At 64.9% G+C, this 24,492-nt stretch carries 20 protein-coding genes; 11 read left to right on the top strand and 9 right to left on the bottom strand.

Annotated elements, in window-relative coordinates; translation table 11 throughout:
- Window positions 1-104: 104 nt before the first annotated feature.
- The 3 genes from VSR34_RS14970 to VSR34_RS14960 are packed head-to-tail and all read right to left on the bottom strand — an operon-like array spanning window position 105 to window position 3,523.
- On the bottom strand, window positions 105-1,145 hold the full coding sequence (locus VSR34_RS14970; protein WP_342962789.1) for an XdhC family protein: 1,041 nt from the start codon (window positions 1,143-1,145) through the stop codon (window positions 105-107).
- Complete coding sequence (locus VSR34_RS14965; protein ID WP_028213740.1) at window positions 1,146-2,585, bottom strand: aldehyde dehydrogenase family protein; 1,440 nt, start codon at window positions 2,583-2,585, stop codon at window positions 1,146-1,148. It lies immediately after the preceding gene.
- Window positions 2,582-3,523, bottom strand: a complete 942-nt coding sequence (locus VSR34_RS14960; RefSeq protein WP_028213739.1) for a LysR family transcriptional regulator — start codon at window positions 3,521-3,523, stop codon at window positions 2,582-2,584. Before VSR34_RS14960 ends, VSR34_RS14965 begins: the two co-directional genes overlap by 4 nt.
- 279 nt (window positions 3,524-3,802) lie before the next feature.
- Between VSR34_RS14960 and VSR34_RS14955 the strand changes: the two genes are divergently transcribed.
- The 10 genes from VSR34_RS14955 to VSR34_RS14910 all read left to right on the top strand — a co-directional run bounded on the left by VSR34_RS14955 (window position 3,803) and on the right by VSR34_RS14910 (window position 16,656).
- Window positions 3,803-5,296, top strand: coding sequence for a UbiD family decarboxylase (locus VSR34_RS14955; protein WP_342962788.1), 1,494 nt, complete (start codon window positions 3,803-3,805; stop codon window positions 5,294-5,296).
- Window positions 5,289-5,909 carry a UbiX family flavin prenyltransferase gene (locus tag VSR34_RS14950; RefSeq protein ID WP_028213737.1) on the top strand — a complete coding sequence of 207 codons (621 nt, stop codon included), beginning with the start codon at window positions 5,289-5,291 and terminating at the stop codon, window positions 5,907-5,909. Before VSR34_RS14955 ends, VSR34_RS14950 begins: the two co-directional genes overlap by 8 nt.
- Window positions 5,906-8,947 (top strand): molybdopterin cofactor-binding domain-containing protein, encoded by a 3,042-nt coding sequence (locus VSR34_RS14945; RefSeq protein ID WP_342962787.1) that lies wholly within the window; start codon window positions 5,906-5,908, stop codon window positions 8,945-8,947. The genes VSR34_RS14950 and VSR34_RS14945 overlap by 4 nt, the downstream gene beginning before the upstream one ends.
- Window positions 8,944-9,765 (top strand): FAD binding domain-containing protein, encoded by an 822-nt coding sequence (locus VSR34_RS14940; protein ID WP_028213735.1) that lies wholly within the window; start codon window positions 8,944-8,946, stop codon window positions 9,763-9,765. The genes VSR34_RS14945 and VSR34_RS14940 overlap by 4 nt, the downstream gene beginning before the upstream one ends.
- Window positions 9,762-10,298 carry a (2Fe-2S)-binding protein gene (locus VSR34_RS14935; protein ID WP_028213734.1) on the top strand — a complete coding sequence of 179 codons (537 nt, stop codon included), beginning with the start codon at window positions 9,762-9,764 and terminating at the stop codon, window positions 10,296-10,298. Before VSR34_RS14940 ends, VSR34_RS14935 begins: the two co-directional genes overlap by 4 nt.
- A complete protein-coding gene (locus VSR34_RS14930) occupies window positions 10,291-11,865 on the top strand; it encodes an AMP-binding protein (protein WP_028230978.1) in 1,575 nt (524 codons plus the stop codon). The genes VSR34_RS14935 and VSR34_RS14930 overlap by 8 nt, the downstream gene beginning before the upstream one ends.
- A gap of 6 nt (window positions 11,866-11,871) precedes the next feature.
- Window positions 11,872-12,678, top strand: a complete 807-nt coding sequence (locus tag VSR34_RS14925) for an enoyl-CoA hydratase-related protein (protein WP_028230977.1) — start codon at window positions 11,872-11,874, stop codon at window positions 12,676-12,678.
- 47 nt (window positions 12,679-12,725) lie between these two features.
- On the top strand, window positions 12,726-14,447 hold the full coding sequence (locus VSR34_RS14920; protein ID WP_028213731.1) for a GMC family oxidoreductase N-terminal domain-containing protein: 1,722 nt from the start codon (window positions 12,726-12,728) through the stop codon (window positions 14,445-14,447).
- Between the two features lie 68 nt (window positions 14,448-14,515).
- A complete protein-coding gene (locus tag VSR34_RS14915) occupies window positions 14,516-15,892 on the top strand; it encodes an MFS transporter (RefSeq protein WP_342962786.1) in 1,377 nt (458 codons plus the stop codon).
- Between the two features lie 62 nt (window positions 15,893-15,954).
- Entirely contained in the window at window positions 15,955-16,656 is a 702-nt protein-coding gene (locus VSR34_RS14910; protein WP_028213729.1) for a sterol desaturase family protein, read from the top strand.
- On the opposite strand, the gene VSR34_RS14905 is transcribed toward VSR34_RS14910, so the two are convergent.
- Complete coding sequence (locus VSR34_RS14905; RefSeq protein WP_028213728.1) at window positions 16,653-17,573, bottom strand: LysR family transcriptional regulator; 921 nt, start codon at window positions 17,571-17,573, stop codon at window positions 16,653-16,655. The two genes, VSR34_RS14910 and VSR34_RS14905, sit on opposite strands and share 4 nt — an antisense overlap.
- A 63-nt stretch (window positions 17,574-17,636) precedes the next feature.
- The gene (locus VSR34_RS14900) at window positions 17,637-18,077 is read right to left on the bottom strand and encodes a DUF488 domain-containing protein (RefSeq protein WP_028213727.1); all 441 of its coding nucleotides are present in this window, start codon (window positions 18,075-18,077) and stop codon (window positions 17,637-17,639) included.
- Window positions 18,078-18,566: 489 nt separating this feature from the next.
- Between VSR34_RS14900 and VSR34_RS14895 the strand changes: the two genes are divergently transcribed.
- Window positions 18,567-19,154 carry a winged helix DNA-binding protein gene (locus tag VSR34_RS14895; protein ID WP_028213726.1) on the top strand — a complete coding sequence of 196 codons (588 nt, stop codon included), beginning with the start codon at window positions 18,567-18,569 and terminating at the stop codon, window positions 19,152-19,154.
- Between the two features lie 49 nt (window positions 19,155-19,203).
- Here VSR34_RS14895 and VSR34_RS14890 read toward each other — a convergent pair whose 3' ends face one another.
- Genes VSR34_RS14890 through VSR34_RS14875 form a run of 4 tightly spaced genes read right to left on the bottom strand, consistent with a single transcriptional unit; the run spans window position 19,204 to window position 24,378 of the window.
- On the bottom strand, window positions 19,204-20,601 hold the full coding sequence (locus VSR34_RS14890; protein WP_342962785.1) for an amidase: 1,398 nt from the start codon (window positions 20,599-20,601) through the stop codon (window positions 19,204-19,206).
- 21 nt (window positions 20,602-20,622) lie between these two features.
- Window positions 20,623-21,948, bottom strand: coding sequence for a hypothetical protein (locus VSR34_RS14885; RefSeq protein ID WP_028230974.1), 1,326 nt, complete (start codon window positions 21,946-21,948; stop codon window positions 20,623-20,625).
- Window positions 21,949-21,975: 27 nt separating this feature from the next.
- Window positions 21,976-22,998, bottom strand: a complete 1,023-nt coding sequence (locus tag VSR34_RS14880) for a ring-hydroxylating dioxygenase ferredoxin reductase family protein (RefSeq protein WP_342962784.1) — start codon at window positions 22,996-22,998, stop codon at window positions 21,976-21,978.
- A 30-nt stretch (window positions 22,999-23,028) separates the two neighbouring features.
- A complete protein-coding gene (locus VSR34_RS14875; protein ID WP_342962783.1) occupies window positions 23,029-24,378 on the bottom strand; it encodes a Rieske 2Fe-2S domain-containing protein in 1,350 nt (449 codons plus the stop codon).
- Window positions 24,379-24,492: the final 114 nt, after the last annotated feature.

Genomic DNA, 24,492 nt, shown 5'->3' with positions numbered 1-24,492 from the left:
GCTTAGGCATGCGAGCCAAGGGCTTTGTGGCCCCGAGGTATCCTGTGATGATTGCAGTAATTTTCATGAAATTACTGCAATCGCGCCTTACGTTTCTGCTCCGCTTACAAGGCGCCACAGCTCACCGCGTTGCCCGCCATCTCGCGGGCCGCTTTCGCGCCTTCGACCCCTAGCAGTTGTGGCAACGGCACGCCATTTTTCGCGGCCGTCAATTCGGCAAGTATCGACAGGGCGATCTCCGGCGGCGTCCGGCTGCCGATGTAGATGCCCACCGGTCCGTGCAGGCGTGCGAGTTCTGCATCGTCGAGATCGAACTCCTTCAAGCGCTTTCGCCGCGCCGCGTTATTGCGACGCGAACCGAGCGCACCCACATAGAACGCAGGCGTTTTCAGCGCTTCCATCAGCGCGAGATCGTCGAGCTTCGGATCGTGCGTCAGCGCAATCACCGCACAGCGTTCGTCGAGCTTCATGTCCATCACGGTGTCGTCGGGCATGGCGCGAACGATGCTCGTGCCCGGCACGTTCCACTCGTCCGTATATTCCTCGCGCGGATCGCACACCGTGACCTGATAATCCAGCCCAACCGCGATGCTGCACAGATAGCGCGACAACTGTCCCGCGCCGATGACCAGCATCCGGTAACGGGGCCCATGGATGGTCAGCAGCGTCGTCCCGTCGAAGAGGACGCCGTCCGTCGCCTGCGCGGGTTCGAGGCGCGCAGCGCCCGTCGCCATGTCGAGCGTGCGCGCGACGAGCCTGCCTGCTTCCACCGCTGCGCACAGCGCGGCGATACCGCTCGCAGGCGTCAACGGCTCCAGCACGAGCTGAATGGTGCCGCCACATGGCAGGCCGAAGCGATGCGCCTCTTGCGCGCTGACGCCGTACTTCAACGCCTGCGGCCTTTCCGGTTCGATGCCTCGCCGCCGCACGCGATCGATCAGATCGTCTTCGATGCATCCGCCCGAGACCGACCCGACCACATGCCCATCGGCGCGCACGGCAAGCATCGCGCCTGCGGGACGCGGCGACGATCCCCACGTCTTCACCACCGTCACCAGCAGCACGCGATGCCCGTCTGCCAACCATCGCGCGCTGCTTTTCAGGACTTCGAGATCCACGCTGTCATCGACTCGCCTCCCTGCCATTCACCGCAACGGCGCAATACGTTCCGCAACGCCGGCCGGCATGCAGATGTGCTTCAACTCGGTGAAGTCCGCAAGCGCATCGTAGCCGTGCAGCCGACCCAGTCCGCTTTGGCGATAGCCGCCCGTTTCGGCTTCGGCGAAAAGCTTGTTGTGGTCATTGATCCACACAGTGCCGTTGCGCAGCGCACGCGCTACGCGCAACGCGCGCGCTCCGTCGTGCGTCCATACGCTTGCCGAGAGACCGAAGACGGTGTCGTTGGCTTTGTCGATCGCTTCCATTTCGTTCTCGAAGACTTCCAGCGTGACGAACGGGCCAAAGATCTCGTCCTGACAGAAGAACGCCTTGGGATCGCCATGTTCGACGAGCGTAGGCGACAGAAACGCATGCCCCGAGCAAGTGCCTCGCAGCAGCACGCGCTCGGCCATCCCGCACGCGCGCTCGATCGTCCGTTGCACCGCATCGCGCGTAGTGCCGTCGATGAGCGCGCCGATATCCGTTGCTGGATCGATGCCCGGTCCGACCCTCAGGGACGCAAGCGCCGACGCGAGGTGTTCGCGCATCTCCGCGGCGCGCGACGCATGAACCAGCACCCGGCGCGCCGCCGTGCATTGCTGCCCGGAGATGATCGTCGCGGCGCGCGCGAGACGCGGCGCTATCGCCGCAATATCGGCATCGTCGAAGACGATGCAGCATGACTTGCCGCCAAGTTCGAGCGACAGCTTCTTCATGCTGTCGGCAGCGGCCGCCATGATCTTCTTGCCTGTTGCCGTCGACCCCGTGAAGCTCACCACATCGACGTCGTGAGAATCCACGAGCCGCTGGCCGGCCGCGTGTCCCCGTTCGTTGACGAGGTTCACTGCGCCCTCAGGCAACGCCGTGCATTCGAAGCAGCGCAACATCGCGGCCGTGAGCAGTGACGTCTGCGCCGCCGGTTTGACGATCGCCGTGCAGCCGGCCGCCAGTGCGGGCGCGAGCGAGCGCACGAGCAGCACGGCCGGTGCATTCCACGGCACGATGATTGCCGCAACGCCGGCCGCTTCGCGCAGCATCGTCGATATCGTGCCCGGTTCCGGTTCGAGCACGTGCCCGGCAATATGCCGCGCGAGCCCCGCGTAATAGCGTACTTCCGATATCGCACCCGCAATCTCGCCGCGCGATTGCGCGATCGCCTTGCCGTTCTCGCGCGTGAGCAGGGTTGCGAGCGTGTCGCGTTCGGCTTCGAGCGCCGACGCCCAGCCAAGCAGCACGTCCTGGCGCAAACGCGCGTCCTGCGCCCATGTCGTGCGATCGAACGCGTGGCGCGCGGCGGCGATGGCGGCATCGGCTTCGCCCGATCCGCCGTCGGCGAACTGGCCGATGGCTTCGCCCGTCGCGGGATCGATGCTGTCGATGTTGGGTGTGCCGGTCCATTCGCCGGCAATCCAGTGTCGTGCGTTCATGCTGAACGTTCCTTGATGGTGTGTGAGGGCTCGCCGCCCGACATGTTCGACGCGCGGTGCAACTCGTCGCCGATGACCTCGATCAGTGCTTCCGCCGCCGCGCTCAACGGGCGGCGCGGATGGTTCACGCAGACAATGTGCCGCACGATGCGAGGCGCCAGAATCGGGCGCGCGCGCAACGTGCCGTGCCGCGCCGCCCGCTCAACGACGATGCGCGGCAGGATCGTCGCGAACCGCGTGTGCTCGACGAGCTTCAGAATCGTCGAAAGCACGTCGATTTCGAAGCGCGGCGCGAGCAACACGTCCTCGTGTTGCGCGGCGCTGTCGAGCACGCCGCGCAGGCCGTGGCGCTTCGTCGGCAGCACCAGTTCGAGTTCGGGCAATTGCGCGAGTTCGATTGCGTGCGGCAGGTCGGGGCCGTGCGCAGCGCTGGTGGCAAGCACCATCTCTTCGTCGAGCAGCGCTCGCGAGTCGAGCGAAAGGCGCGCGCGCGGCTTGTTGATGATGGCGGCATCGAGCTGGCCGCCCGCCACCCAGTCGATGAAGGTCGCGCTGTAGCCATCGGCGACGGTGACTTCGACATCGGGGTAACGCGCGTGAAAGCGCGACAGCGAATCCGCGAGCACGCTTTCGGTCACCGATGCGATCAGCCCGATGCCGACATGCCCCGTCACCACTTCGTCGCGCTGTACAAGTTGCTGCCGCGCGTGGGAAAGGTCGCGCATGATCGGTAAAAACAGGCGGTACATCAGCCGTCCCGCGGCGGTCGGCGCCATGCCGTTTGCGCCGCGCTCGAACAGCTGCTGATGCAGTTCGTCTTCGAGCTTCGCGATCTGCATGCTCAAGGCCGGTTGCACGATGTTCAGCCGCTTCGCGGCGCGCGTGACCGAGCCGTCCTCGAACAGCGCGATGAAGTACTGAATTTGCTTGAGGTCCATGTTTCCCTCGGGGCATCAGCGACGCTAATGGGGTGCAGTGACATTATCACCCTGCGTTCGTCGACGGTGCAGGGCGCCTTATCGTCGTGCGCCCTTCCGTGCGGGCGTGCGCGAGGGTCTATTGATACGTAACTGTAAGAGCGCTGTCATCCGGGCTAACACCCATATAAGAACGAATGATGCGGCGCATCAGCAAACAGTATTAGAAGTTATAGCGTGATCTCGCTACGCTTCATCCCATGCGCTTGCCATGGCAGGCGCGCACCGATGGAGACAATGATGAACACACGCGATGCCGAAACGCACGGCATTCCCTCATTCGCCTGGGCACGGGATCACGCCGACACCGGCTCGCTGTCGCTGCGCGACTGGCTCGCGTATCTCGCGAAAACCGGCCGTGTCGCGACGATCGACAAGCCCGTCGCGCTCGAGCACGAACTCGCCGCCATTGCGAAACGGCTCGACGGCGAACGAGCTGCTTTTTTCACGCAGCCGCACGGACATGCGATGCCCGTCGTGAGCGGCTTCATGTCGAAGCGCGCGTGGATCGCGGAAGCGATGGGCGTCGATGAATCCGCGTTGCTCGCGCGTTTTTCCGCTGCGGCCGCTGCGCCGCTCGCATCGAAGCTGATTCAACGTGAGGACGCGTTGTGTCAGCAAGTGGTGCATACGAGCGGCGTCGATCTTCACGCGCTGCTGCCCATTCCCACGCACAGCGAACACGACAATGGCCCGTACATCACCGCCGGTCTCGTGATCGCGCGCAATCCGCGCACCGGTGTGCAGAACGTTTCGATCAACCGCATTCAGGTTCACGGCCCCGATCGCATGGCGATCCTGCTGCTGCCGCGTCATCTCTACGCATTCCAGCGCGACGCGGAAGCCGCGGGCGATGCGCTCGACGTCGCCATCGTGATTGGCGTCGATCCGCTGACGATGCTCGCGTCGCAAGCGATCACGCCGATCGATCACGACGAACTCGAAATCGCGGGCGCGCTGCACGGTGCGCCGCTGCCTGTCGTGCGATGCATGACGAACGGCGTACACGTGCCGGCGTTCGCGGAGATCGTCATCGAAGGGCGCATTCTGCCGAACGTGCGCGAGCCGGAAGGTCCGTTCGGCGAATTTCCGAAGTACTACAGCGCGAAGGAAGCACGCGAAGTCATCGAAGTGACGGCCGTCACGCATCGGCGCGATCCGATCTTTCATACGATCGTGCCCGCCGAAATGGAGCATCTGCTGCTCGGCGCGATTCCGCGCGAAGCCACGTTGCTCGCGCATCTTCAGCGCAGCCATCCCGCCGTGAAGGACGTGCATCTGTCGGTGGGCGGCGTGTGCCGCTATCACCTGTGGGTGCAATTCGACAAGAAGCGCGAAGGCGAAGCGAAGAACGTCATCCTGTGCGCGTTCGGCGCGCATTACGACATCAAGCAGGTCGTCGTCGTCGATACCGATGTGAACGTGCACGATCCCGCCGAAATCGAATGGGCGATCGCGACGCGCTTCCAGGCAGACCGCGATCTCGTCGTGATAGCAGGCGCGCAAGGTTCGCCGCTCGATCCATCGACGACGGTCGGTCAGCCCGACGATGCGCCGTCGCATCTGCAAGGCGTGAGCGCGAAGATGGGCCTCGATGCGACGCGCCCCGTCGTCTATCCCGCGCATGTGTTTACGCGCGTGCAGATACCGGGGCAAGACACGGTCGACCTGCAAGCACTCGTCGCCGCTGACAACAGCGCATTCGACGCCTGGTTGGCGCGCGATCATGGCTGAGCGAAAGAAGCGCATCGTCGTCGGCATTTCGGGCGCAAGCGGCGCGGTGATCGGCGTGCGTTTGCTCGCCGCGTTGCACCGGCTCGGCACGCACGAGACGCATCTCATCGTGTCGTCATCGGGCGCGGTGACGGCCGCACAGGAACTCGGCCTCGCGCGTGGTCATCTCGAAGCCGTTGCCGATGTCGTGCACAACGTGCGCGATATCGGCGCGGCCGTGGCGAGCGGATCGTTTGTGACCGAAGGCATGGTGATCGCGCCATGTTCGATGAAAACGCTCGCGGGCGTCGCGAACGGCTTCGCGGACAACCTGCTTGCGCGTGCCGCCGATGTGATGCTCAAGGAGCGCCGCCGCCTCGTGCTGGTCGCGCGCGAAACGCCGCTCAATCTCGCGCATCTGCGCAACATGACGCTCGCCACGGAAATGGGCGCGATCGTGATGCCGCCGGTGCCCGCGTTCTACGCGCATCCGCAGACTATCGACGACGTGGTCGACCACACGGTCGGGCGCATTCTCGATCTGTTCGGCATCGAGCATGGCGAGATTGCCCGCCGCTGGAGCGGTCTCGCCGATGAATTCGGCGGCCGCGCCGCACGAGGAGTCACGTCATGAATCAGCGCGAAACCGCATTTGCCGAGATGGACGCGCGCGTCGCCGGCAGCCAGGCGCGCGAAGCGACCGCACCGCAGCGTCACATCGGACGCTCGATGGAGCGCCTCGAAGACCCGGCGATCCTGACGGGCCGTGGCCGCTACGGCGACGACATCGCTGTCAAGCCGGGCACGCTGCACGCCGCGATTCTGCGTTCGCCGCACGCGCACGCGGAAATCCTGTCTATCGATACGCAAGCTGCATCGAAACTCGCGGGCGTGCGCGCCGTGCTCACGCGCGACGATTTGCGTCCGTGGTCGCGACCGTTCGTCGTCGGCGTGAAATCGCCGATGGAACAGTGGGCGCTCGCGATGGACCGCGTGCGCTACGTGGGCGAGCCGGTCGCGGTCGTGATGGCCGAATCGCGTGCGCTCGCGGAAGACGCGCTCGATCTGATCAAGGTCGACTACGCGATGCTCGATCCCGTGACGTCGATTGAACAAGCCGCGAAGGACGACGCGCCGGTGCTGCACGAACGCGTCGGCAGCAACGTCATCAGCGACCGGCATTTCCGCTACGGCGAGCCGGAAGCGGCCTTCGGGCGCGCGCCGCATCGCGTGAAGCTGGTCGCGCATTATCCGCGCAACACGTGCGCGCCGATCGAGTGCGGCGTGGTCATCGCCGAGTATCTCTCTGGCGATGAAGGCTACGACGTCACGTCGAATTTCATGGGGCCGTTCTCGCTGCACGCCGTCATGGCAATGGCGTTGAACGTGCCCGCCAATCGCCTGCGTCACAAGGCTCCGCGCGATTCCGGCGGCAGCTTCGGCGTGAAGCAGGCCGTGTTTCCGTATGTCGTGCTGATGTGCCTCGCGTCGCGCAAGGCGGGCGCGCCGGTGAAGTGGGTCGAAGACCGGCTCGAACACTTGAGCGCGGCGACCTCGGCGACGGCCCGTGTTTCGACGATAGAAGCGGCCGTCGAGGCGGATGGCCGCATCGTCGCGCTGTCTTACGATCAGTTGGAAGACGTCGGCGGCTACGTGCGCGCGCCCGAGCCCGCGACGTTCTACCGGATGCACGGCTGCCTGACGGGCGCGTACGCGATCCCGAATCTGCTCGTGCGCAATCGCGTCGTGCTGACGAACAAGACGCCGACGGGGCTCGTGCGCGGTTTCGGCGGGCCGCAGGTGTACTTCGCGCTGGAGCGGCTGATCCAGCGCATCGCTATCGAACTGAAGCTCGATGTGCTCGACGTGTATCGCCGCAACTTCGTTCCCGCCGATGCATTTCCGTATCGCGCGGCGGCGGGCGCGCTGCTCGATTCGGGCAATTATCAGGAAGCGCTGCGCCGTTCGCTCGACGAAGGCGGATACCGGGAACTCGTTGCGCGCCGCGACGCCGCGCGCAACGAAGGGCGGCTGTATGGCATCGGCTTCGCGGCGATCGTCGAGCCGTCGGTATCGAACATGGGCTACATCACGACCGTGATGCCCGCCGACGCACGCAGGAAAGCCGGGCCGAAGAACGGCGCGATCGCGAGCGCGACCGTCAGCGTCGATCTGCTCGGTGGCGTGGTCGTGACGATTGCTTCGACGCCCGCGGGCCAGGGCCACATGACGGTGTGCGCGCAAGTCGTCGCCGATGTGCTCGGGCTCGATCCGAAGGACATCGTCGTCAATGTCGAATTCGATACGCACAAGGACGCCTGGTCGGTCGCGGCCGGCAATTATTCGAGCCGCTTCGCGGGCGCGGTGGCGGGCACGGTGCATCTCGCCGCGACGCGCGTGCGCGACAAGCTCGCGCGCGTGCTCGCGAAGCAGTTCAACTGCGCGCCCGGCGATGTGCGCTTCGAAGGCGCGCGCGTCTTTGCGCACGACGCCGAAGACCGCGCGCTGCCGTTCGCGCGCGCCGCGAGCAATGCGCCGCACTGGGCGCCCGCGCTCTTGCCCGAGGGCGAAGAGCCGGGCCTGCGCGAAACCGTGTTCTGGTCGCCGCCGCACATGGATGCGCCCGACGAACAGGACCGCATCAATACATCGGCGGCGTATGGCTTCGCGTTCGACATGTGCGGCGTCGAGGTGGATCGCGTGACGGGACGCGTGCGCATCGACCGATATGTGACCGTGCACGACGCCGGCACCATCCTCAATCCCGCACTCGCCGATGGCCAGATTCGCGGCGCGTTCGCGCAAGGCGTCGGCGCGGCGCTTATGGAAGAGTTCCGCTACGGCGCGGACGGCAGCTTCCAGTCCGGCACGCTCGCCGACTATCTGATGCCGACGACCTGCGAAGTGCCCGATCCGCTGATCGTGCATCTGGAGACGCCTTCCCCTTTCACGCCGCTTGGCGCGAAGGGGCTCGGCGAAGGCAACAACATGAGCACGCCGCCGTGCATCGCGAATGCGGTGGCGGACGCGCTCGGCGTCGAAGACATTCGCCTGCCGCTCACGCCGCCCAGCGTGATGGCGATGATCGGCATGGACGATCCCGAACCGTCGCGGCCGGAATATCGCGCAGCGCCCGCCACGAAGCCCGCGACGCCAGGCGGCGGACGCGCATTGACGGCGCAGGGCGCCGTCGATCTGCCCGCGGCACCCGAAGCTGTGTTCGCCGTGCTGCTCGATCCGAAGGCACTCGCGAACGTCATTCCCGGCTGTCACGCGCTCGAAGAGACGGCGCCGAACCAGTATCGCGCGGACGTGACCGTCGGCGTCGGCATGATCAAGGCGCGGTTCGAGGCGCGTATCGGCTTGTCGGAGATCGATGCGCCGCGCCGCCTGCGACTCGCTGGCGCGGGCATCTCGCCGCTCGGCAGCGCGCGCGGCAGCGGTCTCGTCGAACTGACGCCGCAAGGCACCGGCACGCGGCTCACGTACGACTATGAAGCGCAGGTGTCAGGCAAGGTCGCGGCGGTCGGCGGCCGCATGCTCGAAGGCGCGGCGAAGGTCGTGCTCAAGCAGTTGTTCGAATCGCTCGGACGGCAGGCGGCGGGTCAGCCCGTGCAAGCGCACGGATCGTGGATCGCAAGACTCCTCGCACGTTTCAGGAGACACGCATGAAGCCCGCACCGTTCGATTACCTGCGCGCGATGAGCGCGCAAGACGCGCTCGACGCGCTCGCGCAATACGGCGAAGACGCCCGCGTGCTGGCGGGCGGCCAGTCGTTGATGGCCGTGCTCAATATGCGGCTCGCGCAGCCGAAGGTGCTCGTCGATATCTCGCGCACCGTCGAACTCGATGCCGTGCGCGTGGACAAGCAGGCGGGGCATCTCGTCGTGAACGCCGCGGCGACGCAAGGCAGCGTCGAATGGCGCAGCACGCTCACCGACGAAGCGCCGCTGCTCGCGATGGCCTTCCCGCATATCTCGCACTTTCAGATTCGCAATCGCGGAACCGTGTGCGGATCGATCGCGCACGCGGACCCGAGCGCGGAGTTGCCGCTCGTGCTTTCGGCGCTCGGCGGCGATGTGATGCTGCGCTCGCGAAAGAGGCGCCGCACGCTCGCCGCGCGGGACTTCTTTCAGGGAATGCTGATGACCGCGCGCGAGCCCGACGAACTCGTCGAAGCGGTGCGCTTCCCGCTGCGCAAGGCAGGCGAGCGCTACGCGTTCGCGGAATTTTCGGCGCGACACGGCGATTTCGCGATCGTCGCGTGCGCGGCCGTGGTCACCGACGAGTCGATCCGTATTGCAGTCGGCGGCGTCGCGGACCGGCCTGTGACGGAGCAATGGCCGCGGCTGCAGGGCGACGACCTGCGCGGCGCACTGAACGATTTGAGCTGGAAACTGAACGCGCAGGACGACGCGCACATCAGCGCGAAATATCGCCGGAATCTGGTCCGGCAACTCGGATGGCGCGTGATCGAGGAGGCAAAGTGAGCAAGATGTCGGACACCATCATGCGGCACGGCAAAGCGCAGCGCATCGCGCTGACGCTGAACGGCCGCGAACGAAGCGGCCATTGCGAGCCGCGCGAACTGCTGTCGGACTTCATCCGGCACGAGCTCGGCGCGACGGGCACGCACGTCGGCTGCGAACACGGCGTGTGCGGCGCCTGTACCGTGCAGGTCGATGGCGTCGCGGCGCGCTCGTGCCTGATGCTCGCGGTGCAGGCCGATGGGCGGCATATCGATACCGTCGAAGGCCTCGCGCCCGATCAGACGCTCGGCGACCTGCAGCAGGCGTTCCAGCGGCATCACGCGCTGCAATGCGGCTTCTGCACGGCGGGCATTCTGATGTCATGCGCGGATTATCTGCGGCGCGTGCCGGATCCGTCCGAAGAGCAAGTGCGCGAGATGCTCTCGGGTCATATCTGCCGCTGTACGGGCTACACGCCGATCGTAGCCGCCGTGCTCGACGTGGCGGCGCGCCGCCGGGCCGAGGCAAGCACGGAAGAGGTCGAACATGCTTGATCTTGGCCGCACATTTCTGCAAAGCGTCGAGCGCAGTCCGAACGCGCTCGCGCTCGTCGATGGCGATGTCCAACTGACGTACGCGCAGTGGCATCGCATGATCCTGAATGTCGCCGATGGCCTGCGCGAGCTCGGCCTGCAACGCGGCGACCGGCTGCTCGTCGTGCTGCAAAACCGCTGGGAAATGGCGACGCTGCATTGGGCCGGACAGTTTGCGGGCATCGTGATCGTGCCGCTCAACTGGCGCGCGAAGCCGGATGAAGTCGACTACTGCGTGACCGACGCGGGGGCGAAGGCGATCGTCTACGAACCCGTCAGTGCCGATTCGGTCGCGCAGAGCGCCGCCGCCCAACAAGTGCCGCGCGTCGGACTCGACGACGCGCCCGGCCGCACCGCCACCTTCGATGCGCTCATCGTCGAACGAACGCGCAGCGGCGACGTGACCGACACGACGCACGCCACCGCCGACGACATCTCGCTGATCCTTTACACGTCAGGCACGACGGGCAAAGGCAAGGGCGTGCCGCGCCGGCATCGGCATGAACGCGCGGGGGCGCTCGCGCACGTCGCGCAGAACCTGTACAGGCGCGGCGAACGCACGCTCGGCGTGATGCCGCTTTATCACACGATGGGCGTGCGCTCGCTGCTCGCGATGGCGCTCGTCGATGGCCTTTTCGTCTGCGTGCCGCGCTGGAACGCGAAGCTCGCGCTCGAATGCATCTCGAAGCACGCGCTCACCTGCCTCTATCTCGTGCCGACGCTCTATCACGATCTGCTCGCCGACAGCGCGTTCGCGGATACGGATACGTCGTCGGTCAGAAAGCTCGGCTTCGCGGGCGCACCGATGAACGACGGCTTGCTCAAGCGCCTCTCGGCCGCGTTCGAGCCGGAGCTCTTCGTCAATCACTACGGCTCGTCCGAGGTCTACACGTTCAGCATCGACCAGGACGCGACAAAGAAGCCCGGCAGCGCGGGCCGCGCGGGCATCAATACGCGGCTGCGCGTCGTCAAGCTCGATGCGCTCTCGCCCGCTGAGAACGCCGAGGTCGGCGAAGAAGGGCAGATCATCGTGGACCTGCTCGGCGACGAAGCGTTCGAAGGCTACTGGAACCGTCCGGACGCCAACGCGAAGTCGCTGCGCGACGGCTGGTACTTCACCGGCGACACCGGCTACTTCGATGCCGACGGCGATCTCTACGTGACCGGCCGCGTCGACGACATGATCATCAGCGGCGGAGAAAACATCTCGCCGGTGGATATCGAATCGGTGTTGTCGCTGCATCCCGCCGTCGATGAAGTCGCGGTCGCCGGTGTCAAGGACGAGCGCTGGGGCCAGCGCGTGGTCGCGTTCATCAAGCGCCGCGAGTACGTCGATTCCGCTGCACTCGATGCATGGTGCCGCCAGTCGGACCTCGTCAACTTCAAGCGCCCGCGCGACTACGTGTTCGTCGATGACATTCCGAAGTCGCCCGTCGGCAAGATTCTGCGCCGCAAGCTGCAAGCGGGCGAGTACACGCCCGATTCGAAAGCGCAGGCCGCGCAACCTGCAGAAACCACCAAGGAGTAACCCACAATGAGTGATCTCAACCATCGCGGCCAGACGCTGCTGCAAGACCTCGACGGCTTCTCGGCCGAAATCGACGCGCAGCGCGAGCGCGCGGACATCATCCTGCATCGCCCGCCGTTCAACGTCATTTCGATGCACGCACGCGACCAGTTGCGCGCCGTTTTCGAAGCCCTCGACGAGGACGACCGCGTGCGCGTGATCGTCGTGCGGGCGAAGGGCGAGCACTTCTCGAGCGGCGGCGACATCAAGGGCTTTCTGGAAGCATCGCCGGAACATGTGTCGAAGCTCGCCTGGAACATCGCGGCGCCCGCGCGCTGCTCCAAGCCGGTGATCGCGGCCAATCGCGGCTTCTGCTTCGGCGTGGGCTTCGAGTTGTCGCTGGCGTGCGATTTCCGCATCGTCACCGATACGACCTTCTATGCGTTGCCGGAGCAGAAGCTCGGCCAGATTCCCGGCTCGGGCGGCTCGGCGCGTTTGCAGTCGATGGTCGGCATCGGCCGCACGAAGGACATCGTGATGCGCTCGCGCCGCATTCCGGGCAAACAGGCGTACGAGTGGGGCATCGCCGTCGAATGCGTCGCGGACGCGGAACTCGAATCGGCGACGGACGCGCTCGTCGACGAACTGCGCGCGTTCTCTCCGCTCGCGCAGCGCACCGCGAAGAAGCTACTGAACGATTCGGAAGACGCGCCGCTCTCGATCGCGATCGAACTCGAAGGACATTGCTATAGCCGTCTGCGCGCGTCGGACGATTTCCGTGAAGGCGTCGAAGCGTTTCATGGCAAGCGCAAGCCGGTGTTTCGCGGCAACTGATATACCTGACACGCCGCACGGCGGACGAGAGAAGAGGAGACAACGCGATGGATCGCTTCGACTACGTGATCGTTGGCGGCGGCTCGGCGGGATGCGTGCTTGCGCATCGACTGTCGGCCCAGCCGTCGGTGCGCGTCGCGCTGATCGAGGCGGGCGCCGACACGCCGCCGGGCGCGGTGCCCGCGGCGATTCTCGACAGCTACCCGATGCCCGTCTTCTGCGGCGACACGTACATCTGGCCCGATCTGAAAGCGAAAGCCGCGCGGCAGGCCGCGCCGCGCGTCTACGAGCAGGGCCGCGTGATGGGCGGCGGCTCGAGCATCAACGTGCAGTCGGCCAATCGCGGCCTGCCGCGCGACTACGACGAATGGGCCGCTAACGGCGCCGAAGGCTGGTCGTGGCGCGACGTGCTGCCGTACTTTCGCAGGCTCGAACGCGACGTGGACTTTCCCGGCGGCGAATTGCACGGCAGCGACGGTCCCGTGCCGATCCGCCGCATCATGCCGGAGGACTGGCCGGCGTTCTGTCATGCATTCGCGAAGGGGTTGCGCGCGAACGGCCTCGCCGAACTTCAGGACCAGAACGGCGAATTCGGCGACGGATTCTTTCCGGGCGCGTTCTCGAACATCGACGACAAGCGCGTATCGACGGCCATCGCCTATCTCGACGAAGCCACGCGCAAGCGCCCGAATCTCAGCATCTATTCGAATCTGCGCGTCGAACGCATCGTGATGGAAGGCGCGACGGCGCTCGGTGTCGTCGCGATGGCGGCGAATGGCGAGCGCGTGCGTTTCTATGCAGGCGAAGTCGTGCTGAGCGCGGGCGCGTTGCAGTCGCCCGCGATGCTGATGCGCGCCGGTATCGGCGATGCGCGCGAACTCATCGGGATGGGTATCCCGTGTGCGGTGGATTTGCCGGGCGTCGGACGCAATCTGCAGGATCATCCGTCGCTCACGTTCTGTCATTTTCTCGAACCGCGCTTTCGCATGCCGCTAGCACGCCGCCGCGCGAGCATGATGGCCGCGCGCATGAGTTCGGGCGTCGCGGGCTGCGACGAGTCGGACCTGTATCTGTCGAGTGCGACGCGCGCCGCGTGGCATGCGCTCGGCAACCGGCTCGGCCTGTTTTTCCTGTGGTGCAACCGGCCGTATTCGCGTGGCCGCGTGCAACTGGCGTCGCCCGAGGCGGCCGTTGCGCCGCGCGTCGATCTGAATCTGCTCGACGACGAACGCGATCTGCAACGGCTCGCCGCCGGCGTGCGGATGCTGGCGCGCGTCGTCGATGCATCCGGTCTTGGCCGCGATTCGCGTGACTTCTTCCCGGCCGCATTCTCGCCGCGGGTGAAGGCGCTGAGCAAGGTCGGCGAAGGCAATGCGCTTCTGACTTCGATCCTCGGAGCGCTGCTCGACACACCGGCGCCGCTGCGGCGTTTGCTGATCGAACGCTTCTTCACGCGCGGCCTGAAGATGACTTCGCTGATCCACGACGACCGCGCGCTCGCCGATTTCATCCGCGCGAACGTGTTCGGCGTGTGGCATGCGAGCGGCACCTGCCGTATGGGTGGCGCGCAGGACTGCGACGCCGTCACCGACACGGAAGGCCGCGTGCGAGGCACACGAGGGCTGCGCGTCGTGGATGCATCGCTGATGCCGCGACTGCCATCGGCGAATACGAACATACCGACCATCATGATCGCCGAGAAAATCGCCGATGCGATGGTTGCCCAGCGACGGGCGAGCGTGGCATCGCCGTTCGCCGCCGCCCACTGACGATTTTTCAACCTCGAACAAGAGCACGCGTCCGACAAAGCGTGCCTGTGAGACACAAGGAGATGCAAATGTCTGTAGCAGCGCAAGACGGGGCCACCGTGCTTCCGGTTAGTCAGCGGCAGGTCATGGGCGCGGTGTTGGCGTCGTGCATGGGCTGGGCGCTCGATCTGTTCGACCTGTTCGTGTTGTTGTACGTCGCGCCGATCGTCGGGCGTCTGTTCTTCCCGTCCGAGCACGCGATGCTTTCGCTCGCTGCGGTCTACGCGTCCTTCGCGGTGACGCTGCTGATGCGGCCGCTCGGCTCCGCGCTCTTCGGCTCTTACGCGGACCGTCACGGCCGCAAGGGCGCGATGATCCTCGCGGTCGTCGGCGTCGGCGTGTCGACGGCGGCCTTCGGCGTGCTGCCGACGGTCGCCCAGGCGGGCATCGTCGCGCCGGTGTTGTTCTTGCTGCTGCGTCTCGTGCAGGGCGTGTTCGTCGGCGGCGTGGTCGCATCCACGCATACCATTGGCACCGAATCGGTCGCGCCGAAGTATCGCGGCGCGGTGTCGGGGCTGATCGGCGGCGGCGGCGCGGGACTCGGCGCGCTGCTCGCTTCAGTAACGTTCCTCGCGATGTCGGCGCTTTTCCCCGGCGATGCCTTTGACGTATGGGGCTGGCGCTGCATGTTCTTCACCGGCATCATCAGCTCGCTGCTTGGTCTCTTCGTGTTCAACAGCCTTGAAGAGTCGCCTCTGTGGAAGAAGCTCGCCGCCGAAAAGGCCGCGAGGGCCACCGCGCAGGTCAGGAGCGCGACCGTCGAAGTGGCGCGCTCGCCGATCCGCACGCTTTTCTCGCGTGAATATCGCAGCGTGCTGTTCGTCAATCTGCTGCTGACTATCGGCGGCGGCAGCGGCTACTACCTCACATCGGGCTATCTGCCGACCTTCCTCAAAGTCGTGAGTCATGCGCCGAACGGTGCCGCTGCCGCGATCCTGATGATCTGCAGCGTGGCCGTGGTGATCGCTTCGGTCGCGGCAGGGCACGTGAGTACGTTCATCGGACGCAAGGGCGCGTTCATCTTGATCGGCATTATCCGGCTCATCGCGTTGCCCGCGCTGTTTTTGCTGCTGCCTACCGCGGACAGCATCATGATGGTCGGCGTCTATGCAGTCCTTCTCAGCGCGCTCGGCAGCGCCGGCTATGCGCCGATCCTGATCTTCCTGAACGAACGCTTCCCGACCGCGATCCGCGCGACGGGCACGGGCCTTTCGTGGAATATCGGCTTCGCGATCGGCGGAATGATGCCGACGGCCGTGTCGCTGGTGGCGAAGGACGCGAGTCAGTTGCCGATGACGCTAGCCATCTTCGTCGGCGCGATCAGCGTGATCTTTCTCGTGGGCGCATTCGTCGTGCCCGAGACGCTCGGCAAGCTCGAAGACGGTTCCGCGCGCAGTCCTTCCTGAGTCATTGGGTATAACGGCGGACGCCAACGGGCGCACGCCTTTCACAACAGTCGGAGATATCGATGAAATACGAAGAAGACGTTCGTGCGCGTTCTTACAAGTTCCGTGACGAGTATGTCAATGCCACGCCATGGTGGTATCGCGGTGAAATGCACCTCGGCTTCACCTTGCTCTTCACCGGCGGCGTGATCGTGTATTGCCTGATGCAGCTTCATGCACCGACGCTCGCCGAATGGCTGGCGGTCATTCCGCTCTTTCTGTTCGGCAACTGGGCGGAATGGGCGGCGCACCGCTACGTGCTGCATCGTCCGACGAAGTATTTCAGCATGATCTACAAGCGCCATTGCGCCGTCCATCACCGGTTCTTCACGCATGTGACGCTTGAATACAAGGGCCACCGTCACTGGCGCGCGCTGCTGTTTCCGCCTTTTGCGCCGGTTGCGTTCGTGCTGGCGGCCGTGCCGTTCGCGCTCGTGATCGGGTTCGTATTCTCCCGCAACGCAGGCTATATCGCGCTGCTCACGATGGCGGCGTACTTTCTGATGTACGAGGGCCTGCATACGCTCTCACACGTCACCGACAGCCCGTTCCTCGACCGCGTTCCGCTCGTCAACACAGTGCGGCGCCTGCACGCCACACACCACGATCCCGAAGTGATGGCGACACAGAACTTCAACCTCACGTTCCCGATCTGCGACACGCTGTTCGGCACGCGCAGCGACGTTCCGGGTAGTGCGCGCGAACCGTTGGAACGCGGCCGCTAAGGCGCTTGTTTCCCCAAAACACCCGTCGTCACGCGCTTTATCTCATCAGTGATGATCGTGATGAGCGCCTGGGCGGCCGGCCCGATCGGCCGCTTCGGATGCGTGACCTGAATGATGTGGCGCACGATCGGCGGCGACGCGATCCTGCGTGCGCGCAAGCGCCCTTCGTCCACTTTCGCCTGCACGACGACGCGCGGCAGGATTGTCGCGACACTGCTCTGCTCAACGAACTGCACGATGGTGCTGAGCAGATCGATCTCGAACTTCGGCTGGATGACGACGTCAGCCGCCATCAGCGCGGCATCGAGCGCGCCTCGCAGGCCGTTGCGGCGCGTGGGCAGCACGAATTCGATGCCTGACTGCTGCGTGAGATCGATCTCGTCGGGCAGCTTTGGGCCTTGTACCACGCTCGTCACCAGCACCATTTCTTCGACGAGCAAAGGCTCTACGTGGAGCGTCAGCCGCCCGCGCGGCTTGTTGATGATGGCGGCATCGAGCCGGCCAGTTTCGACAGCGTCGATCAGTTGCGCGCTGAAGCCATCGGCGACGGAGACTTCGACTTGCGGGAAAAGCGCATCGAATCTGGCGAGCGATTCGGGCAATACGCTCTGCGCCTCCGACGACACCATCCCTAGCGACACGCGGCCCGTCACGATGACATCGCGACGACTCAGGTGCTCGCGTGCGTGGTCGATGTCGCGCATGATCGGCGTGTAAAGGCGGTACATCAACCGTGCGGCTTCGGTCGGCGCCATGCCGTGCGGCCCACGCTCGAAGAGCTTCTGCCGGATCTCCGTTTCGAGCTTGGCGATCTGCATGCTGAGCGCCGGTTGCGCGATGTTGAGCCGCCTGGCGGCGCGCGTGACGGTGCCTTCTTCGAAAAGCGCGATGAAGTAGTGGATCTGCTTCAGTTCCATGGGACAGGGCTCTATGAACCTGATTCGCACGCGAGCTGGACGATTACGCTAGCTGCGTGCGTACTAGAAAAGGTGCGTTACCTTCAGGTTGTCGTCCCACCAGAGGTTCAGATATTCAACGGCAATTCTGCGATGGCAGTGTTGCGGGCTGTCTTCGCTGCACAACAGGCACGCCCTGTCGAACAATGCAACATCGAGGTTACGCTCTACGCGGCGCTTCGCCAAAAGCTCGATGTATTCAGCGGCGTAGCTGTCCCAGTTCAGCTCCTTTCTCTGATATCGCTTGAGCATTTGCTTCTCAGGTGCCAGGTCGCGTAGCTCCAGATAAACCGCGCCAACAAGTTGCGATAAGAAATATTCAAGGTCCGGCTTCTTTGCGAACCCTGCGAGCTGCGATGTATTGTTCACTCGAACGTCGAGCAGCGCACGCACTTCCGCCTGACGCAATAGACCGAAGAACTTCTCGGCGGACTTGTTGGTGAATCCAATCGTTGCCACGTCCATTTCCGCATTCCTTGTTCACTGAGGGCCCGTCGCCCGGCGGCCGCGCGATGCGGAACCCGCGCCGGTCGCCGTTCGCCCGGGTAACGGGCGAAGGCCGTATCGTCGCTCGCGCAATTTGATGCACCGTTCCCGCGAGTCTAACTCTGCGTCGCCGCGGGGGGTTATTCCGCTGACGGTTGGTCGAGGTGCGCAGGGCAGGTACGGTCCCGTGGTCCAACGCTGGTGCACACGACAATCAAAGTCGAGGGGCTCGTCAACGGGCTTGCGCGCGTTGCGGCTCGGCCCGGAGCAACTGGATCTGCGCCGGCGTGTGGGCAATGCCGGAAAAGGCGGCCACCAGGGATTGCGCCAGGTTCACATTTCATTGTTAAACTGTCCATTGTTAATCAGTAGACAGTTGATCGAAGGTGCCGGGGTAGTTGCGATTGGGAAGCAGACAGTCGCATGCACGAGGCCGGGACCTCTACACCTCTTTTTTGCGAGTTCGGAATGGAAGCGAAGTTCTATCGCGGGTGGCATCTGGCCAAAACCGACATGGAGTACCAGGCGACGGAGTTCGAATGGTCGCTGATACGTTTTTATGAAGCGTTTTCGCGCTTCGTCCTGTCGACAGGCATGATTACCATTGCGGCGGATGTCGACATCAAATACCAGGAACACGTGATCCTGCACGTGATCCGCATGCAGGACCGCCCCAAAAACAGCGCGACGATTGCGCGATTGATGAACCGGGACGACATCCCCAATATCCAGTACAGCCTCAGAAAGCTCGAAGCGGCCGGTCTCATCGAAAAGCTGAAGGACAAGAACAGCAAGACCTACTCCTATGTGGCGAGCGAACTGGGCGTGAAGCTCACCGACGAGTACTACAAGGTCCGGCAGGAAATTCTCGTCAAGCGCCTCGAGGAAATCACCGACGTCGCGGACAAGTTCGAAAAGGGCGCACGTTTCATGTCGCTTCTCACGGGCATCTATGAAGAGGCGGCGCGCGATTCCGCGACCATTACGCCACAGATCCTCGAGGCTGCGCCCACACCCAAGCCGGCCCGCAAGACGCGCAAGACGTCCGGGGGCTGAGGCCTGGTCTTGCCGGGCAGCAGTCCCCCGGTCATAGCCAGCACGGGAGTCAGTCCAGCGGACGTGCGCGGTGCCAGTCAGTGGCGCGCTGCCAGGCCATGCCGGCCCGGCACAGCGTCGCTTCCGCGCCGTGGGCGGCCACGAACTGGAAGCCGATCGGCAGTCCGTCAGGCGTGAATCCGCACGGCAGCGCCATGCCCGGATGTCCCGTCGAATTGAACGGCGCCGTGAACTGGATCAGCCGCGCATTGAGGTCGGGATCCTGCGCGAGCGCGCCCAACTGCTCGTGCGTGGGCGCCGCGAATGGCTGCACCGGCGCGACCAGCAGATCGATATCCCTCATCACCTGGTTGACCCTGCCGCGTAGCGCGGCACGATTGAGCAGCACCTGCTGATAGCGCAGCGCGCTGGTTTCGTGTCCGATCTGGATCAGACGGGCCAGGGCCGGACCGTATTCGGCGGCGAGGCGCGGCCAGGTGTCGGCGTGCGCGAGCGCGACCTGCACGCCGCAGTCTTCCTGCCATTCGTCGACCACGGTTCGAACCGCAGGGAAACGCACCTCGCGAATCTCGGCGCCAAGTTCCCGGAGCACCTCGAGCACGCGTTCGAGCGCCTCGACGATTACGGCATCGGTGCCCTCGGTGTTCCAGGCGGGATCGATGCCGATACGCAGGCCGCGCAGATCCCCGGCGTCCTCTGGCAGCGCCAGGCGTTCCTCCGGCAGCGAAGTCGGGTCGAGCGGATCGTGGCCGGCGATCACGCCAAGCATGAGCGCGGCGTCGGCCGCATTGCGCGCCATCGGGCCAACGTGATCGAGGCTCGCGCCCAGCTCGAAGGTGCCGTGCCGGCTCACGCGGCCCCAGGTCGGCTTGATGCCGGTCAGGCCGTTTGCCGCCGACGGGAAGCGGATCGAGCCGCCAGTATCAGTGCCGAGCGCGCCGTAGCAAAGGCCGGCGGCTGTAGCCACGCCCGAGCCGCTCGACGAGGCGCCGGCCCAGTGGTTCCCGTGCCACGGGTTGACCGGTTCGGCGATGGTCGGATGATGTGTGGCGAATGCGCCTTCGGTCATCTGTAGCTTGCCGAGCATGATCGCGCCGGCTTCGCGCAGACGTTTGACCACGGTTGCATCCTCGCACGGCACGAAGCCTTTGTGGATCGTGGTGCCTGCCGCAGTGGGTACGGCGGCAGTCCAGAACAGATCCTTGATGCCGAGCGGCACGCCATGCAGCGGGCCGAGCGCTTCGCCCGCGAGCACCTTGCGTTCGGCTTGGCTGGCGTCGGCGAGCGCCTGCTCGTGCATCACGAGCGCATAGCTGTGCAGCGTTGGCTCGAGCCGTTCGATGCGCTCGAGCATGGCGCGCGTGACTTCGACGGGTGAGATGTCGCGAGCGCGGATCATCTGTGCGAGCGTGCGGATATCCAGGTAATGCAATTCGGAATTTGACATGATCAGGTCCGGACGAAGGGTTTAAAGACCGAGTTCCGCGCGCGGCCGCGTAAGCGTATCGATCAGCGCGTACAGGATCTTGTGGGCGCACGGCATGAGATCGGGGATATAGGTGGCGCCCATGCCGCCGAGCCCCTCGGCGAGCGGTTCGGGCGAGCCTTCGGCGGGCCACGGCCAGCCGATCCGGGCGGTCGGGATCCCGAAGCGCCGCAGCGCGGCCCCGTCGGTCTGCCCGCCAAGATAGTCGGGCGTCGGATGCGGGCGCTGTTCGATATGCTCCCAGCCGCGGCGCGCGGACTGGATGATCCAGTTGTCGGGCTCGGTCGTGCCGCCCGGCACCGAACCGTACATTTCCCAGTCCAGATCGAAATCGGGGTGGCGTGCCTGCAGCCCGGTCATGAATGCCGCGAACTGTGCCTTGATCTCGCCTGGGCTCGTTCGTGGATTGATACGCACATCGAAGAAAATTTCCGTGACCGCCGACGGGAACGCCGGACGTTCGGGCCAGCCGCCCTGGACGCCTGCAATCCAGCCGTGCGGCTTGACCACACCGGAGGTATTGCGCTCGGCATACTCGATCAGCCATTGCTCGAGTTCGAGAATCACCCGCGCGGCGGGCACGACCGAGCTGCGGAAGCCAGGCGTCCCGCGCGGCACGCCCGCATAGCCGAGCGTGCCCTTGACCTTGACCTTGAACCAGCCCATGCCCGGCTCTTCGTGATAGACCCAGTTCCACGGCTTCATCACGATCGCGAAGTCGGGCGCCACGCCGCGGCTCAGCAGATGGGTGACGCCGGCCGACATGCCGGCCTGGTCGCGTGCGGCGACGTCGACAGGCATGCCGCCATCGGCCATCGCGACGATCAGGTCCCCCGTCAGTGGCACATCGGCTTCGATCAGCGCGGTCGCCACCTCGGTCAGGGTGGCGATCATGCCTTTCGGATTGGAGGCACCGAGCCCGAACACCCAGTCGCCCTCCATGCGCGCCTGCGGTTTCAGATCGACGTGCTCGGGCGGTCCGACCCATGGGTTGTCGGTTGCATCGCCTTCGAGGTGCGTGTCGATCGGCGCGTACAGCATCACGGAGGCGCCGCCGCCGCTGCCGCGCTTCTCGCCCACCACATTGCCGGTCCGTTCGTTCATGCGGCGGTAGCTGGCGTTCATGCCGATGTTGCCGAGATGGCGCGCCATGAACTCGCTGGCCTCGCGGGCCGCGCCGGTAGGGCTGTGGATGTCCGTCAAATCGAACAGCAGCCGTTGCAGGCGGCCCGGATCGAGCCGGGCGCAGGCGCGTTCGTACCAGACCTGCTGTTCAGGAGAGAAGGGCAACGGTTTCGTTGTCAGCACGACTTACCTCTGCATTCACAAGTGCGATCAGTTCGATGGAGAAAACTGCTCGGCGTAGATGTTTTCCGGGCGCAAGCCGAGTTCGGTCAGCCTGAGCGTGGCGGCTTCGATCATGCGCGGCGGCCCGCACAGATAGGCGACGGTGTCGGGGTGCGTGACGTCGTCGGCGCTCAGCGCATCGACCGGATTGCCTCGCAGGAAATCGCCGGTGGGGTTGTGGTCGACCGAAATGCGCGCGTCCAGCTGCGGCAGCCAGTGCTTGCGCAGATCGATGTCGTCGAGGCAGAACAGCTGCTCGGGAGTCGCGCATCCGAAGCTCAGCAGTACCGATGGTTTGCGTCCCGACTTGCGGCGGATCGTGTCGATCATCGACATGATGGGCGCGAGACCCGTACCGCCCGCCACCATGATGTGCGGCGCCGGGACTTTCTCGCGCAGATAGAAGTTGCCGAATGGGCCTTCGATCTCGATCACGTCGTCGGGCTGCGCCCGATTCTCGAGCCATGACGACATCACGCCGTCCTCGAGCAGGCGCACCAGTAGTTCGATTTTCGGCAGGTCGGCCGCAGTGCTCGACGGCGAGTAGCTGCGCGTCACATCCGTGCCCGGAACGCGAACCTGGATGAACTGGCCGGGGCGGAAATCGAGCCACGAGCCTTCGGCCAGTTCGAGCGAGACGCGCACCGCGTTCGGGGCGATTTTCTCGATGCTGTCGACGAAAGCATGTGCCTTGACGGCCTTTGTCGACCCCACAGCGCTCTCGTAGTTCAGCGAGAACGTGCAATCGGTTTCGGGCTCGGTTACGCACAGCAGACGCTCGCCGGCATCGAACTCGCTCTTGAGCAGAGTCGAGCTCGCGCCGGCGCGCAGGCCGGCCTGGCCTTCCACCAGATGCGCCATACAGCTCGAGCAGGAGCCAGAGCGGCACTGGTGGAGGACCGGGGCGCCCGCGGCGAGAGCGGCATCAAGCACGCTCTCGCCAGGCTGCACGGCAACCGATGTCTCCTGTCCGTCGCGGAATTTCAGAGTGACATGTTTAACGGATGACATACGGGTACCTTGATACGGAAGAATTACGGATTACTTATCGTCTTCTTCGATCTTCTCGACGAAGTAGGCGGGTGCCTTGCCCTCGGCAGTGCGCTTCATGCGGATCGCGCCCGCCTTGATCGCGCCATCCACGCCGCGTCCCGGTTTGGCGATGCCGCGGTTCCAGCGCGATGCGATCTTGCGCCACGTAATCGGCGAGACGTCGGTCGCCACCAGCTGTTCGTCATCCCAGCCGGTGCCGTCGGCATAGAAGTCGTGCATGGCTTCGCGCGCGTAGAGGTCGCAGTCGTTGAAGCCGTGCAGGCACAGCGGCTTGAAGAAGTACTCGTAGCGATAGTTGAAGTCCTTGCGCTCCTTTTCGGTCGGGCACACGCGCGCCAGGATTTCCCAGTACTCGTAGGTGTCGTCGGTGATCGGCACGTACCACTCGAACTGCACGACATGCTCTTCCGGCCAGTTCTCGACCATCAGCACGCCGGGCAGGAATACCGAGGTGCGGTACGGCCGCGCGACCGGGTTGCTGATTTCGAGACCGACCGTCTCGTTCTTGAGGATCGGCGCCCACTTCTCGGTGAACAGCCACTGCACCAGGCCTTTCGGACCATTCTCGTCTTCCACCGCTGCGATGCAGTCATCGGCAGCGGGCACGATGCCGAGCGGCAGCACCCAGTCCTTGGCGTGGATGATGGCGTTGTCCTTGTGGACCAGGATGTGGGCGTTGTCAAAGCCGTTCTCGCAGGCGATACGCCAGTTTGCGAAACCGGTGCGGTGCATGCCGCGCGCGACCACGTCCTTGTCGAGCAGGCTCGGTGCCGATGGCCACAGTGGATGCGGGAAGCGTTCGTCGTTCTCCGGGAAGCGGATCGGCAGGTCTGCCGAGAGCGGCGGCACGTCTTCGAGCGGGAAGTCGTCTTCGCGCACGAACACGAAAATCATGCCGGCCACTTCCTCGACCGGATAGGTCGTAACGCCGGTGGTGCCGATCAGCTTGTCGTCCGGGTTGCCGGCGATGGTGGCGAGCTTGCCATCCGCCAGATTGAACGTGAAGCCGTGATACCAGCAGCTGATGGTGTCCTTTGTCAGACACATCGGCTTGGCCGACATGCGCACGCCGCGATGCACGCACTGATCCTTGAGCGCGTAGACCTTTCCGTCGACGCGGCGCAGCACGATCGGAATGCCACAGATCTGGATGCCCTCTATGGCATCTTCTGCCAGCTCATTGCTGAACAGGGCCGGGTACCAATGATTCACGAAGCCCCACGCGGCGTCCTTGTAGGGCTGGTACTGGCTTTGAACCTTGGCGTCGTTGACGCGGGCATCGCTGATGTCGTTCAGACGCGCGCCGCTGCGACGGCGGACGATGGGCGTATCGCTCATTACTGGTATCTCCGGGTTGTTATGGGCTAGCTGTCGCATAGCGACGGAAGCTTGCGTTGCACAGACGGACACGGATATGGACGGACCCGTGTTCGATGCTGTGCGTGAAGGCTA

The organism is Paraburkholderia sp. JHI2823 (genome assembly GCF_038900695.1).
In the GTDB taxonomy this organism is placed as follows: domain Bacteria; phylum Pseudomonadota; class Gammaproteobacteria; order Burkholderiales; family Burkholderiaceae; genus Paraburkholderia; species Paraburkholderia mimosarum.
The sequence above is the reverse complement of the archived record's forward strand: the minus strand, read 5'-3'. Positions and strand labels throughout refer to the sequence as shown.